Genomic DNA, 14344 nt, shown 5'->3' with positions numbered 1-14344 from the left:
AAAATGGGATAGAAATATTTTATCTTATGTTAGGTTTTAATGTATCGTTTGGAACGAGAGAAGAAATATTGAACCGAACGCATTTACTGTGATTCGGTTTTTTTATGTGTATTTTTATGGAAAATAGGAGGAAGGAGTTCGTAAAATGGATAGAAAAGAACAAAAAGCGATTATTGAAGGACTTTTATTTGTTGCAGGTGACGAAGGGATTTATCCGGAACAGATAGCTAAAGTTCTGGAAGTTGAAGTGGAAGAAGTAATAAACAGTATAGAGGAAATGCAAAAAGAATGTGAAGGATCGAATCGAGGGCTGCAAATTGTACAATATGCAAAAGTGTATCGTTTTGCAACAAAGAAAGAACATGCTGCATACTATCAAAAATTAATAAATACCCCAACAACGGCTTCACTGTCTCAGGCAGCTCTTGAAACGTTGGCAATCGTTGCGTACCGTCAACCGATTACAAGAACAGAAATGGAAGAGATTCGAGGAGTGAAAACAGATAAGGCATTACAAACGTTAGTTTCACACTTACTTATAAAAGAAACGGGAAGAGCGGAAGGACCAGGGCGCCCTATTTTATACGGAACGACGAAAGAATTTTTAGATACGTTTGGATTGAAAACATTAGATGATTTACCACCTCTTTCGGAAGAAAATGAACAAATGAATGAAGCAGATTTATTCTTTGGTTCTTTACAGGAATTATCAAAATAAAAGCTTAGCATTTTGCTAAGCTTTTTTTGTATATCAATTACAGAGCGTGCCATACTAAATGAAAAAAGGAGACGAGTTATGAAAGGTGTACGGAGTATTCTATTGTTGGTTTCTGTTTTATTATGTTTTTCGTTAAACAGCGCATCGGCTAAAAGATATATGATGTCTATTCATACTGCGTCTTCTATACATATGCATCGGCAACATTTTGGTAAAATGAAAGTGAGTTTTTTAAAAGTTGGACAAGGTGATGCGACACTTATTACATTGCCAAATGGTCAAACGATGTTAATAGATGGGGGCCCTTATGAAGCAGGAGAGGTTATTATTCAAAAACTAATTGAAAAAGGAATTAATCATTTAGATGTGATTGTAAGTACTCATCCTGATATGGACCATATAGGGGGGCTTATTCCAATTGTAGAACAAATGCCGGTTTCACTCGTATTAGATAGTGGAAAAACATATAGTTCATTTACTTATCATACGTATCGGAATAATATTAAAAAAAGGGGCATACCGTTCATTTCAGTGAAGGAAGGACAATATATACCGTTAGATCCACATGTTGCTATACAAGTATTAAACAATGGTAAATCGAAAGACGAGAATAACGAGTCCTCAATTGTGCTAAAGATTCGATATGGAAAAGCGGACTTTTTATTAATGGGTGATGCTGATATACGGACGGAAAATGAAATATTAAAGCAATTTGATGTACATGCAGATGTATTAAAAGTTGGGCATCATGGCTCGTATACTTCAACGAGTGAAACATTCTTAAAAAAAGTAGATCCACAATTCGCTATTCTTTCGTACGGGAGTAGAAATCCGTATGGGCATCCTCATCAAAGTGTAGTAAGACGATTAAAACAGCGTGGTATAATGATATATGGAACAAACAAGCGAACTGTGGAAATAGAAACAGATGGTGAACATATTACTATGGGGGCAAGCGGTCTTATGCCATTACTTAAGTAACTAATTATATAAGAGGTTATTATCCATTTTGGTAAAAATGGATAATATATATTAGAATGAAAAAGAAATCAATTTCCTTTTTTCGCTGAACGAAGAGGAAATTTCATTAGAATGTATAGACAACTACTTGTGTGTATATTAAGATGGAATTAGGCGAATAAGGTAATAATAATAAGTAGATATTTCATGGGAAAGGGTCGATGAAAATGAAAACGCAAGTTGTCATCAATGCCGAAATTTATACAGGTAAAGAAGTAGTGGAAAACGGATTTATTCGTTACACAGAAACAGTTAAAGAAATTGGTTTGATGGCTCAATATGTATCACAAGAAAATGAAACTGTGTTAGATGTGGCAGGAAAGATTGTGATTCCAGGTATGATTGATGTTCATATTCATGGTGGATACGATATTGATGCGATGGATGCAAATAGCGATGGATTAGTAACTCTTGGTAAAGAAATGTTAAAAGAAGGAGTTACAACTTACTTCCCAACAACAATGACACAAGCTCCAGAAGCGATTGAAGCGGCGCTAAGTGCTGCGAAGGAAGCGAAAGAAAAAGGAGCACATTTCGAATATATTCACTTAGAAGGACCATATGTTTCAAAAAAACGTGCGGGTGCACAACCACTTGAACATATTGTTCCTGCGAGTATCGAGCAATTTAAACAATGGCAGGAAGCAAGCGGTAATCTAATTAAATTAGTAACATATGCACCGGAAGAAGAAGGTGCGTTAGAGTTTGAACAGTATCTTGCTGAAACAGGTGTTGTTGGCACAATGGGGCATACAGATGCGATTGATGCACAACTGAAAAATAGAAAAATTACACATGCAACACATTTATACAACCAAATGCGTGGATTACATCATCGTGAACCAGGTGTTGTTGGTCATGTGTTATTAAATCCAGATGTAATGGTTGAAGTAATTACAGATGGTATTCACATTCACCCTGATATGGTGAAATTAGCATATAAATTAAAAGGACCGAAAAAAGTAAGTGTCATTACAGATGCAATGCGTGCAAAAGGTCTTGAAGAAGGATTATATGAGCTTGGCGGACAGCCAGTACATGTAAAAGATGGCAGTGCCCGATTAGAAGATGGAACGTTAGCTGGTAGTATTTTAAAAATGGATCAAGCTTTCCGAAATGTAATTGAATTTACAGGATGTTCAATCGAGGAGGCAGTGTTAATGACATCAGTTAACCAAGCAGAAGAATTTGGATTAAATAATAAAGGCGCGTTAGCGGTAGGTAAAGATGCAGACTTTGTTGTTATGACTGAAGAATTACATGTATATGATACGGTTCGTTTAGGAATTCATATGAAGGAAGGGAAGTAATTAGATGAATATTCTTGTTGTAAAAACTCCAGAAGAATTAGCAGAAGCAGGTTATAAGTTAATTAAAGAGGTTGTAAAATCAAAAGAAAATCCAACTTTAGGAATGGCTACAGGAAGCTCTCCATTAGGTATTTATGCAGAAATGCGAAAAAATAAACTTGATACAAGTCATGCAACCACTGTAAACTTAGATGAGTACGTAAATTTACCACACGAAGATAAAAACAGCTATCACTATTTCATGCAAGAACAGTTGTTTGATCATCTTCCATTTAAACAAACTTATGTACCGAATGGGATGGCAAGTGATTTAGAGGAAGAGTGCAAGCGTTATGAAGGCATTCTAGTAGCTAACCCAGTTGACTTACAGATTCTTGGAATCGGTGAAAACGGTCACATCGGATTTAATGAGCCAGGAACACCATTTAATTCTCCAACTAATATTGTAGAATTAACAGAATCTACACGCCAAGCAAACCTTCGCTTCTTTGAAAATGAAGAAGATGTGCCGACTCATGCGATTACAATGGGAATTGGAAGTATTATGAAAGCGAAACAAATTCTACTTGTTGCTATGGGATCTAAAAAGGCAGAAGCTATTAAAGAATTATTGCAAGGTGAATATAGTGAGGCGTGTCCTGCTACAGTTTTACAACGTCATCCGAATGTAACCGTAATCGCAGATCCAGAAGCTCTATCTTTATGCAGTGAGGCGATTGCTGATGAACATCGACAAGTATTCACCATTTCCGATCTATTATCAGATTCAAGAGTGGGTGAAACAGCTAATTGAGGAAGGCGAATGGAAGCCGGGAGATAAAATTCCATCTGAGAATGAACTTTGTGATAAGTTCGAAGTGAGTCGTATGACAATCAGACAGGCGATTAATAACTTAGTGGAACAAGGTTATTTATACCGGAAACGTGGGATTGGAACGTTCGTCCAACTTCCGAAAGTGGAGCAAAAGTTGCAAGGAATGACGGGATTCACAGAAGATATGATTTCTCGTGGTATGAAACCGAGCAGCCAGTTATTAAGTTTCCGCCTAGTTCCAGCTACTGCTAAAATAGCAGACCGGCTGAGAATACAAGAGGGAGAATCGGTTTATGAAGTGAGGCGTACACGCTTAGCTGATGACGAACCGATTGCATTTGAGACGACATATTTGTCGCCAACTCTTGTGAAAGATATTAACGAAGAAATATTGCAACAATCTTTATATGAACATTTAGAGAAAAAACTGGGCTTTAAGCTTGTTCGCGCTACTCAATCAATTGAAGCTTCAATTGCAACGGATGATGAAGCTGAACATCTGCATATTCCTAAAAAGGCGCCTGTACTTGTAATGCGTCAATGGTCATATTCAGAAGGTGAGTTACCGTTAGAGTATGTGAAATGTATTTATCGTGGGGATCGTTACAAGTTTATTACGAACATCGCACGTAACAAGTAATATATTTCAGTTTGTGAAGTACAGTGAACTTTGATGTTTTCAACATGTAAAGAAATAAAAATACGACTCATCCTTATAAGGATCGAGTCGTATTTTTATTTGCTTCTTTATTGTAAACAAGTACTTGGTTAACGGCATCTTTGACAGCATCTACTACATAGTGAGCGTGCTCTTTTACTGCGTCATCTGCTTGAGACATAGCAAAACTGTGAGGAGTTAAAGAGAACATTGGAATATCATTATAAGAATCCCCTATGCAAGCAATTTCCTCTGGTTGTATTTGAAATTCTTTTAATAAAATAGAAATAGCAGAACCTTTACTAATATTTGGTGGCATTACATCTAAACATTGTTCAGCTGAAATGAAAGTACTAACTTTTCCATGGAATTTTTCATCAATCTTTTTTTGAAGGAGTTGTAAGTTTTCCTTTGTTCCACCGATAGAAATTTTATTTGGAAAAATTGTATCATCGATTTTCTGTAATAAATTTGGTTCTTCAACAGAAGTCATTGCTACTTGTTTTTCGAGTTCATGAATAAAAGGTGTCTTTTCTTCAATATAGTAATTATGCTCATCACTTACATAACGGAAATAAGGGTCTTGATTTGTCATAGCTAGTAAATCAGGAAGAATGCTGGAATCAAAATTTGCGGATAATAGTTGCTTATTTTCATTAGTGTATACAAACACACCGTTTACACTAATACGATGGAAATTTGTATTTACAGCTTTCATTAAGTCTGCGATTTCATTATCAAGTCGTCCAGAAGCGAAGCAAAGAATAACATTTTGCTCAGCAAGACTGCGAAGTGCCGCAACATCCTGTTCATCAATCAGACCTCCATGCTGCATCATTGTACCGTCAATATCACTTACAAACATTTTAATCATGTTGCTATCTCCTTTCTATGTACAGTTGCCCTTACATTATACGCATCATATACAAACATGTCTAAAAAATGAATTTTTATTAAATGGTAGATGTTTTATATTGACGAAAAAGAAGAATGTTCTGTAACATAAAAGTAGGCTATTTAAGTACGAGGGTGGTGTTATATGAGTAATTATCTAGAAATTAAAAAAGTTTTAAATAATAATGTCATCATTGCTAGCCATCCTGAACACGAGGAAGTAGTAGTGATCGGTAAAGGAATCGGATTTGGGAAAAAGGCTGAAGATGTGTTGGAGCAAGAACAAATTGAGAAAATGTTTGTTTTAAAAAATGAACGTGATCGAGAACAATACAAACTTTTAGTACCACATGTGAGTGAAAAGCTAATTGAATTGATGAATGATATTATGTTATACATTCAAGAAAAAGCGGAGTCTCCATTAAATGAACATATTCATATCGCTTTAACAGATCATATTTCTTTTGCAATTAAAAGGCTGAAACAAGGACTTACAATAGATAATCCTTTTTTAGTTGAAACGAAAATGCTATATCCAGAGGAATATAAAATTGCTGAAGGAGTTGTGAAACTTTTAAATTCTCGTTTGCAAATTACATTGCCAGAAGGAGAAGTTGGCTTTATCGCACTCCATATTTATAGCTCGCTTACAAACTCTGATTTATCTTCTGTTAATCAAAATTCTCGTCTTATTGCACAACTTGTGTCTTTAATTGAGACAAGCCTACAAATTACATTAGACCAAGAAAGCATTCATTATTTACGCCTTATTCGCCATTTACAATATGCTATTGAGCGGGTGAAAAAAGGAGAAAAAGTAGAAGAAGCACAGAGTTTTGCTGATTTATTAAAGTTGGAATATCCAGTTTGTTATAATTTGGCGTGGAAACTAGTCAAAGTAATGCAGAAAGAATTACAACTTCCTGTATATGAAGCGGAGAGTATTTATTTAACGATGCATTTACAACGATTAGTGAAAGTAGAACATGTGTAAAAAGACATATATTTTTGTCTAAAATGAAAACGTTAAAAAAAATGATTGAATCGCTTACAATAGTTATGTATAATAACTATTGCAAAGTTATACAAAATTCGACAAACACATTAAGGTAAATAACGAAAACGTTTGCTTTAATTATAGTGAACTTATACGTAATCCTATTTTTGACACGTGTTACTGATTCGATCAGGCATGAGTGGAGAAAAGTTGGGAATGTAAGCTAAAGAAAGGGACATACTACCCTTTGTATAGCTATCGTTCTATCTTTTTTTTCCTCATGCCTTTTTGGCGTTTGTCGAAAAGTATCAATATAGATAAGAGAGGAAGGGTTTCCATGTTTAAGAAGATCTTTGGTGTTCTTCAAAAAGTCGGAAAAGCGCTTATGCTTCCAGTAGCGATTTTACCGGCAGCAGGTATTTTACTTGGATTTGGTAATGCATTTCAAAATCCACAATTAACAAATGTTATCCCTGCTTTAAAAGCAGATTGGTTCGTAATGGTTGCAAAAATTATGGAACAATCTGGCGATATTATTTTCGCTAACCTTGCGCTATTATTCGCAGTTGGGGTAGCGATCGGTTTAGCTGGTGGAGACGGAGTAGCTGGTTTAGCAGCGTTCGTCGGATACTTAATTATGAACAAAACGATGAGTGTGTTCTTAGAAGTAGATAAACTAGTGAAAGTAACAAGCACTGGAACAGACCCAGTAAAAATTGGATTTTCAGATCCAGCATATGCAAACGTATTAGGAATTCCAACGCTGCAAACAGGAGTGTTTGGTGGTATTATCGTCGGGATAGTAGCGGCATATTGTTATAATAAATACTTCAACATTGAATTACCATCATACTTAGGTTTCTTTGCAGGTAAGCGTTTCGTACCAATCGCAACTGCAACATTCTCTTTAGTGGTAGGAATTATCATGTGCTTCATTTGGCCATACATTCAGGGTGGCTTAAATACGTTCTCACATCAAATGATTGATGCAAATAGAACGATAGCAGCATTTATATTCGGTTTAATCGAACGTTCATTAATTCCATTTGGATTACATCATATTTTCTATTCACCGTTCTGGTTCGAATTCGGTCAGTATACAAATGCAGCTGGCGAATTAATCCGTGGTGACCAAAAAATCTTTATGGCACAGTTAAAAGACGGCGTAGAATTAACAGCAGGTACATTTACAACTGGTAAGTATCCGTTCATGATGTTCGGTCTTCCAGCAGCAGCTTTAGCAATGTACCATGAAGCACGTCCAGAAAATAAAAAATTAGCAGCTGGTATTTTAGGATCTGCTGCATTAACATCTTTCTTAACAGGTATTACAGAACCGCTTGAATTTTCATTCTTATTCGTAGCACCAGTATTATTCGGAATTCATGCAGTATTCGCTGGTCTATCATTTATGACAATGCAAATTTTAGGTGTTAAAATTGGTATGACATTCTCTGGTGGTTTAATTGACTTCATATTATTCGGTGTACTACCAGGTCGTACGGCATGGTGGTGGGTAATTATTGTTGGTCTTGTACTAGCAGTTATTTACTACTTCGGATTCCGTTTCGCAATCCGTAAATGGAACTTAAAAACACCTGGTCGTGAAGTAGCGAATGCTAATGAAGGCGCAGGGAAAACAGAAGCAGGAGAACTTCCACGTGAAGTATTAGTAGCACTTGGTGGTAAAGAAAATATTGCTTCGTTAGATGCTTGTATTACTCGTTTACGCGTTCAAGTTAACGAACAAAAAAATGTAAATAAAGACCGCTTAAAAGAGCTTGGAGCAGCCGGTGTACTTGAAGTTGGAAATAACATTCAAGCTATTTTCGGACCGAAATCTGACACATTAAAATCACAAATTCATGATATTATGTCAGGTCGTACACCTCATGTTGAAAAAGAAGCGCCTGTAAAAGTGGAAGAAGCTCCTCAACAGGTTGATGAAAATGAAACAATCGTTTCACCAATTGAAGGAAAAATCTTACCGATTACAGAAGTACCTGACCAAGTATTCTCAGGGAAAATGATGGGAGATGGATTTGCGATTGAGCCAACAGAAGGAACAGTAGTTTCTCCGGTTAATGGTGAGATTGTAAATGTATTCCCTACAAAACATGCGATTGGTATTCAGTCTGAAGGCGGAAAAGAAATTTTAATCCACTTCGGTATTGATACTGTAAAATTAAATGGTGAAGGCTTTGAAGCGCTTGTAGCACAAGGTGATAAAGTGAAGCAAGGACAACCATTATTAAAAGTAGATCTTGCATTTGTAAAAGAAAATGCACCATCTATTATTACACCAATCGTCTTTACGAATTTACAACAAGGACAACAAGTCGAATTGAAAAAAGATGGAAATGTTAAGAAGGGCGAAAACGCTATTATTGACATTCAGTAGGAATTTGACGCAAAATGTTTATAATTATAATAGGCGATGTGGTTGACCGAACATCGCCTATTATATACAATAGATGATGTAGTACTCACGTCTATACAACTAAAAAAATACTGTATTTGAAGGAGATAAATTATCATGGAAAAAATCTTTAAAGTAACTAGCGACTCAGGAATTCATGCTCGTCCAGCAACTCTACTTGTAAACACTGCAAGCAAATTTGGTTCTGACATTAACTTAGAGTATAACGGAAAAAACGTTAACTTAAAATCAATCATGGGTGTTATGTCTTTAGGAATTCAACAAGGCGCGGAAATTAAGGTCACTGCAAATGGTGATGATGCAGCTCAAGCACTAGCAGCTATCGAAGAAACTATGAAAAACGAAGGATTAGGAGAATAATGACTCTTAACATTCAAGGGATCGCTGCATCAAGTGGGATTGCTATTGCAAAGGCTTTCAGACTTGAGAATCCTGAATTTAACATTGAAAAGAAATCAATTACAGACGAAGCTGCTGAAATTGCACGCTTAGACGCTGCGCTTGAGAAAGCAAAATCTGAACTAGAAGCTATTAAGGACCATGCTTTTGCTGAGCTAGGTGCTGATAAAGCTGCTATCTTTGAAGCACATTTATTAGTATTAAATGATCCAGAATTAGTGAATCCAGTAAAAGATAAAGTAAATGGCGAAAAAGTAAATGCTGAATTTGCAATGGATGAAGTTGCATCAATGTTTATTTCTATGTTTGAAAACATGGATAACGAATATATGAAAGAACGTGCTGCGGATATTCGCGACGTAACAAAACGTGTTCTTGCACATTTACTAGGAATTAACTTCTCAAACCCTGGTACAATTTCTGAAGAAGTAATCATCATTGCTGAAGATTTAACACCATCTGATACAGCTCAGTTAAACCGTAAGTATGCAAAAGGTTTCACAACTGATATCGGTGGACGTACATCTCACTCTGCAATTATGGCTCGTTCTATGGAAATTCCAGCTGTTGTTGGTACGAAAGTTGTTATGGAGAAAATCCAAAACGGCGATATCGTAATCATTGACGGTTTAGATGGAGAAGTAATTGTAAACCCATCTGAAGAAACTCTTCGTTCTTTTGAAGAAAAGAAAGCGGAATTTGAAGAGCAAAAAGTCGTATGGGCAAAATTAAAAGACCAAGCAACTGTAACAAGTGATGGACATCACGTTGAGCTTGTTGCTAATATCGGAACACCAAATGATGTACAAGGTATTATCGATAATGGCGGAGAAGGCGTTGGTTTATACCGTACAGAATTCTTATACATGGGCCGTGACAATCTTCCAACAGAAGAAGAGCAGTTCGAAGCGTATAAAGCAGTTCTTGAAGGTGTAAAAGAAGATCAACCAGTCGTTGTTCGTACACTTGACATCGGTGGAGATAAAGAGCTTCCATACTTACATTTACCAAAAGAAATGAACCCATTCTTAGGATACCGTGCAATTCGCTTATGTCTTGATGAGCAAGATGTGTTCCGTACACAACTTCGTGCATTACTTCGTGCTAGCGTATACGGTAACTTGAAAATTATGTTCCCAATGATTGCAACTCTTGATGAGTTCCGTCAAGCGAAAGCAATCTTATTAGAAGAGAAAGAAAGACTTGTTCAAGCGGGTACAACTGTTTCTGATTCTATTGAAGTTGGTATGATGGTTGAAATTCCAGCTTCAGCGGTATTAGCAGATCAGTTCGCAAAAGAAGTTGATTTCTTCTCTATCGGAACAAATGACTTAATCCAATACACAATGGCTGCAGACCGTATGAACGAACGTGTAGCTTACTTATACCAACCATATAACCCATCTATTTTACGTCTTGTAAAAATGGTTATCGATGCTGCTCATAAAGAAGGCAAATGGGCTGGTATGTGTGGTGAGATGGCGGGAGATTCACTTGCTATCCCATTATTATTAGGCTTAGGTTTAGATGAGTTCAGTATGAGTGCAACATCTATTCTTCCTGCAAGAACACAACTAAGCAAGTTGTCAAAAGCAGAAATGGAAACATTAGCAGAAAAAGCATTAACAATGTCAACTGCTGAAGAAGTTGTTGAATTAGTTAAAAGCATATAATAGTAAAAAAACCTGAGTCGATTCGAAATCGATCTCAGGTTTTTTCTATAAGAAAAGTAAATCTTATTTTGTTACTATAGAGGATAAAGAACAGAATTAGATAGCGACTGCGATAATATCAGTCGGGCATACACGTAAAATGCCAGTAAAAGTATTTTGATTTTGATTGTTCTTATCGTCTTTATTATTATTATTATCTTTGTCGTTATTATTACGAGCTAAAGCAGAGAAAAGAGCAACACCGTTACAGAATCCTTCAAAAATTACATTGCGGAATGATTGATGGCCTCTAATGCTTAAAAGAGAAATTTCTGTTCCAACTGAAATAGTAGCAAGTACGTTACATACAGCAGGTCGGTGTGGTCTAACTTCTTCTCTCTCTTTCTCGCGATGGTCGCGATGGTCACACTCTCTTTCACGATGATGACATTCTCTAAAGTTATCACAGCATCCAAATGATCCAAACATAATCCTCATCACCCCCTTCACACTTATAATCTATGTAAGTTCGGCAGTCGGTGACTGGACAGATAATGGAAATTTTTCTAGGGGATTTTCTCATTTTAAATGACTAGATGGGTATTTAGTATGGAATGATGTTTAAAATAGGGGAAATGTCACAAAAAAATGTAAAGACCACCGAAATGAATGAAATAGGTAGCCTTTACACTTTTTTACTTTTATATAAAACGATGATATATACAGGAAGAGCTAAGAGTAGTGGTGCAATGGATCGTGCAGTATGTTTTTCTGCTTCTAATTGTAACGCTTCTTCTTTAGGGAATTGTAACACTGATATGTTTGCAGCATCGCCAATAAAATATAGCAGTAGTACAGTTACTATGTAACTTAAAAGTGCGATAAAGCTTCCGTATGAACTCAATGAAAATCCCTCTCTTGTTATCTATTTGTTATCATTGTATCACAATTGTAACAAAAATACACGGTTATATTCCGATACTTTAACAAATTTCGACACAAAACGTCATATTTGTTTATGGGGATAGCATGAAAATTACGATTTTTCTATGTATAGGTGTCGCATAATACATTGTAATATTACGGATGTGTGACAGAATATAAAAAAACGAAGGTAATGAAATTACCTTCGTTTTTTTATTATTTTGCCCATTCACTCACTTGTTCTACGCTCATGCGCGGTGCAGGGTGACCTTTTAAAGTTGATTCACCAATTGTAATAAGCATAATTGGTACGTAACGAGATGAAACATTGAATTCTTCCATTAATGCTTGTGGGTTGAAGCCACCAATAGCGCAAGTATCCCAGCCAGTTGCTTTAGCAGCAAGCATAAGTTGCATTGCTGCTAAAGCAGCATTTGAAAAGGCAGCATCTCGTGGGTATTGCTCCCGAGTATATGCAGATTCAATGTTTTTAGCTAAGCGCTCTTTTGCTTCTTCATTCATAAATCCTTGTTCTACAATTGGACCGTAAACAGGTTCAACATTTTTGTAAGCTTCTAAATCACCTAAAATAGCGACTACGGCAGAAGCATCAAGAATTTGTTGTTGGTTATAGGCAATTGGGTGTAATCGTTTTTGTACATCTTCGCCTTGGAAAACAAGGAATTTCCAGTGTTGCAAGTTCCAAGCAGAAGGTGCTTGCGCAGCTGCTTTTAAAATTTCATGTAACTCTGTAGATGAAATTTCTTTTTCAGGGTTGAATGCACGTGTAGATGTGCGTTCATATAAAACGTTAAAAAAGTCATTGTTTGTCATTATATATCCTCCAAATTACATATCAACTTAATATAAAATAAATGTAATATACTCTACTTACATTTTGTAAGTTATTGAATTTAAGAATATAATACCTTTATTTTAATTGTCAAGTTTTAAATAGTAAGGCAGGGCATTCATACAAACGATACAATTCATATAATCATACACTAAAAAAGGAATTTCCAGAGCAGATAAGCGAAGATAACATTCTCAATTAGCTTGTTAATATGAGTTCCTCATAATTCTTTATAAAATGATTGTGAGGAATTCAGTAGAACAAGATATATGAAGTGAGTGAAGACTAGTGATGAACATACTACATTTTTTATTAGAGAATACTGTTTTCCAAAATGTATTACAAGATCTTCAGTTGAATGTCCTTTATATAGAAGATGGATGTACACATCAGCAAACGATAGAAAACGTCCATCCAAAATGTATGTTTATAGCAAATAGTTTTGAAGAAGGAGAAATATTGTTTCATAGAACTAGACCACATATTGTAATTATGTATGTAACAGATTTTGCTCAAATAAAATATATAAAGAATATATATGATTCACGGAGTACATTCATTATCATTTGGGATCAACAGATAAACAATGAGTTTGCAGATTTACTACTGTTAGGAATACGTAATATTGTTATAGCACCAGTAACTCCACAAGTGGTACTAGAGGAAGTGAATAAGAGTTTATATCAACTTACTTTAGTGCGGCAAGTAGGTTTACAACAAGAATTGCTTCAAACGATGTTTGATTTTCAAAATGATTTATTATTTATAGTAGAAGATGATGAGATTGTTGATTGTAATACGAATTTTTTACAATTCTTCGGACATGATAATTTATTTACGTATCGTGAACAACATTTAGTGTTTGCAGAACATCTTATTAGAGAGAACGGATATTATTCGACGACTCACGATATAACATGGCTGGATGATACTTTATCAAATGGAAGAAGAATTAAAATGTACAATTATGAAGGAGAAGCATTTACTTTTCTATTACGTGCGACACCATTACCAGAAGACTTATCACGATTTATAGTAAAATGCACAGAGATTACAGAATTAGATGAAATCTATCAAGAGCAAGAAAGATTGGCTATGATAGATTCATTGACAGAAATATATAATCGCTTGAAATTCCAACAAATATTGGAGACAGAGTGGGAGAATGTATTACGTAATGATGAAAAAGTTGCACTTATTTTGTTTGATATAGATAATTTTAAATCAGTAAATGACACATATGGTCATGATTTTGGCGATTTAGCATTAGTACAACTTGCAGATCTTATGAAATCTAAAGTTGAAGATCAACATGTATTTGCAAGATGGGGAGGAGAGGAATTTATAATATTAGTGACAAATACGGTAGAAAAAGAAGCGTTTCAAGTTGCGGAATCATTGCGATTTTTCATTGAAACAAAGCATTTCTCTGGAATTTCGAAATTAACAGCGAGTTTTGGAGTTGCGTTATATGAGCAAGGGATTACAAGAGAAGAGTTAATGCAAAGAGCGGATATTGCGTTATATGAAGCGAAAAAAAATGGAAAAAATCAAGTATGTATATATAGAAAAGAAAAAATGTGATTTTTCGCAACAAATTGTTGCGATTTTTTTTTATTACTTGATAATAGAATATGGGGGACCATTTTAACCGAGAAGCTCCCA

General features: G+C 35.4%; 14 protein-coding genes. 10 read left to right on the top strand and 4 right to left on the bottom strand.

What is annotated here, in order from left to right; all coding sequences use genetic code 11:
• The first annotated feature begins 145 nt into the window (after nt 1-145).
• From scpB to phnF, 5 genes are all read left to right on the top strand, one after another.
• Nucleotides 146-718 carry an SMC-Scp complex subunit ScpB gene (gene scpB, locus I6L50_RS26130; RefSeq protein WP_002088435.1) on the top strand — a complete coding sequence of 191 codons (573 nt, stop codon included), beginning with the start codon at nt 146-148 and terminating at the stop codon, nt 716-718.
• 78 nt (nt 719-796) lie between these two features.
• Complete coding sequence (locus I6L50_RS26125) at nt 797-1699, top strand: ComEC/Rec2 family competence protein (protein WP_113937144.1); 903 nt, start codon at nt 797-799, stop codon at nt 1697-1699.
• A gap of 206 nt (nt 1700-1905) precedes the next feature.
• Nucleotides 1906-3048, top strand: coding sequence for an N-acetylglucosamine-6-phosphate deacetylase (nagA, locus tag I6L50_RS26120; RefSeq protein ID WP_219303749.1), 1143 nt, complete (start codon nt 1906-1908; stop codon nt 3046-3048).
• A gap of 4 nt (nt 3049-3052) precedes the next feature.
• Nucleotides 3053-3841 carry a glucosamine-6-phosphate deaminase gene (gene nagB, locus I6L50_RS26115; RefSeq protein ID WP_002033913.1) on the top strand — a complete coding sequence of 263 codons (789 nt, stop codon included), beginning with the start codon at nt 3053-3055 and terminating at the stop codon, nt 3839-3841.
• Nucleotides 3771-4502 carry a phosphonate metabolism transcriptional regulator PhnF gene (gene phnF / locus I6L50_RS26110; protein ID WP_219303472.1) on the top strand — a complete coding sequence of 244 codons (732 nt, stop codon included), beginning with the start codon at nt 3771-3773 and terminating at the stop codon, nt 4500-4502. The genes nagB and phnF overlap by 71 nt, the downstream gene beginning before the upstream one ends.
• 73 nt (nt 4503-4575) lie before the next feature.
• Here phnF and I6L50_RS26105 read toward each other — a convergent pair whose 3' ends face one another.
• Nucleotides 4576-5394, bottom strand: a complete 819-nt coding sequence (locus I6L50_RS26105; protein WP_219303471.1) for an HAD family hydrolase — start codon at nt 5392-5394, stop codon at nt 4576-4578.
• Between the two features lie 165 nt (nt 5395-5559).
• Between I6L50_RS26105 and glcT the strand changes: the two genes are divergently transcribed.
• The 4 genes from glcT (at nt 5560) to ptsP (ending at nt 10923) form a co-directional block, all read left to right on the top strand.
• On the top strand, nt 5560-6408 hold the full coding sequence (glcT, locus tag I6L50_RS26100) for a glucose PTS transporter transcription antiterminator GlcT (RefSeq protein WP_002088428.1): 849 nt from the start codon (nt 5560-5562) through the stop codon (nt 6406-6408).
• Nucleotides 6409-6748: 340 nt separating this feature from the next.
• Nucleotides 6749-8812, top strand: coding sequence for a PTS glucose transporter subunit IIABC (gene ptsG / locus I6L50_RS26095; protein ID WP_002014901.1), 2064 nt, complete (start codon nt 6749-6751; stop codon nt 8810-8812).
• 135 nt (nt 8813-8947) lie between these two features.
• The gene (gene ptsH / locus I6L50_RS26090) at nt 8948-9211 is read left to right on the top strand and encodes a phosphocarrier protein HPr (protein WP_002033915.1); all 264 of its coding nucleotides are present in this window, start codon (nt 8948-8950) and stop codon (nt 9209-9211) included.
• Nucleotides 9211-10923 carry a phosphoenolpyruvate--protein phosphotransferase gene (gene ptsP, locus I6L50_RS26085; RefSeq protein ID WP_219303470.1) on the top strand — a complete coding sequence of 571 codons (1713 nt, stop codon included), beginning with the start codon at nt 9211-9213 and terminating at the stop codon, nt 10921-10923. Before ptsH ends, ptsP begins: the two co-directional genes overlap by 1 nt.
• A gap of 96 nt (nt 10924-11019) precedes the next feature.
• Here the strand turns inward: ptsP and I6L50_RS26080 are convergent, their stop codons facing one another.
• The 3 genes from I6L50_RS26080 to I6L50_RS26070 form a co-directional block, all read right to left on the bottom strand.
• Nucleotides 11020-11391: a DUF3915 domain-containing protein gene (locus I6L50_RS26080; RefSeq protein WP_002088426.1), complete on the bottom strand. Its 372-nt coding sequence runs from the start codon at nt 11389-11391 to the stop codon at nt 11020-11022.
• A gap of 196 nt (nt 11392-11587) precedes the next feature.
• Nucleotides 11588-11806, bottom strand: coding sequence for a hypothetical protein (locus I6L50_RS26075; RefSeq protein WP_002088422.1), 219 nt, complete (start codon nt 11804-11806; stop codon nt 11588-11590).
• A gap of 236 nt (nt 11807-12042) precedes the next feature.
• Nucleotides 12043-12660 carry a nitroreductase family protein gene (locus I6L50_RS26070; protein WP_002192616.1) on the bottom strand — a complete coding sequence of 206 codons (618 nt, stop codon included), beginning with the start codon at nt 12658-12660 and terminating at the stop codon, nt 12043-12045.
• A gap of 310 nt (nt 12661-12970) precedes the next feature.
• On the opposite strand from I6L50_RS26070, the gene I6L50_RS26065 reads away from it, so the two are divergent.
• Nucleotides 12971-14263, top strand: a complete 1293-nt coding sequence (locus tag I6L50_RS26065) for a GGDEF domain-containing protein (protein ID WP_113937149.1) — start codon at nt 12971-12973, stop codon at nt 14261-14263.
• Nucleotides 14264-14344 lie beyond the last annotated feature (81 nt).

The sequence above is a fragment of the Bacillus sp. FDAARGOS_1420 genome, assembly GCF_019344915.1.
Lineage (GTDB): Bacteria > Bacillota > Bacilli > Bacillales > Bacillaceae_G > Bacillus_A > Bacillus_A mycoides.
The sequence above is the reverse complement of the archived record's forward strand: the minus strand, read 5'-3'. Positions and strand labels throughout refer to the sequence as shown.

Excerpts from the sequence above, each read along its gene's own strand:
- scpB (WP_002088435.1), top strand. The coding sequence starts at position 146 with ATGGATAGAAAAGAACAAAAAGCGATTATTGAAGGACTTTTATTTGTT.
- I6L50_RS26125 (WP_113937144.1), top strand. The coding sequence starts at position 797 with ATGAAAGGTGTACGGAGTATTCTATTGTTGGTTTCTGTTTTATTATGT.
- nagA (WP_219303749.1), top strand. The coding sequence starts at position 1,906 with ATGAAAACGCAAGTTGTCATCAATGCCGAAATTTATACAGGTAAAGAA.
- nagB (WP_002033913.1), top strand. The coding sequence starts at position 3,053 with ATGAATATTCTTGTTGTAAAAACTCCAGAAGAATTAGCAGAAGCAGGT.
- phnF (WP_219303472.1), top strand. The coding sequence starts at position 3,771 with ATGAACATCGACAAGTATTCACCATTTCCGATCTATTATCAGATTCAA.
- I6L50_RS26105 (WP_219303471.1), bottom strand. The coding sequence starts at position 5,394 with ATGATTAAAATGTTTGTAAGTGATATTGACGGTACAATGATGCAGCAT.
- glcT (WP_002088428.1), top strand. The coding sequence starts at position 5,560 with ATGAGTAATTATCTAGAAATTAAAAAAGTTTTAAATAATAATGTCATC.
- ptsG (WP_002014901.1), top strand. The coding sequence starts at position 6,749 with ATGTTTAAGAAGATCTTTGGTGTTCTTCAAAAAGTCGGAAAAGCGCTT.
- ptsH (WP_002033915.1), top strand. The coding sequence starts at position 8,948 with ATGGAAAAAATCTTTAAAGTAACTAGCGACTCAGGAATTCATGCTCGT.
- ptsP (WP_219303470.1), top strand. The coding sequence starts at position 9,211 with ATGACTCTTAACATTCAAGGGATCGCTGCATCAAGTGGGATTGCTATT.
- I6L50_RS26080 (WP_002088426.1), bottom strand. The coding sequence starts at position 11,391 with ATGTTTGGATCATTTGGATGCTGTGATAACTTTAGAGAATGTCATCAT.
- I6L50_RS26070 (WP_002192616.1), bottom strand. The coding sequence starts at position 12,660 with ATGACAAACAATGACTTTTTTAACGTTTTATATGAACGCACATCTACA.
- I6L50_RS26065 (WP_113937149.1), top strand. The coding sequence starts at position 12,971 with ATGAACATACTACATTTTTTATTAGAGAATACTGTTTTCCAAAATGTA.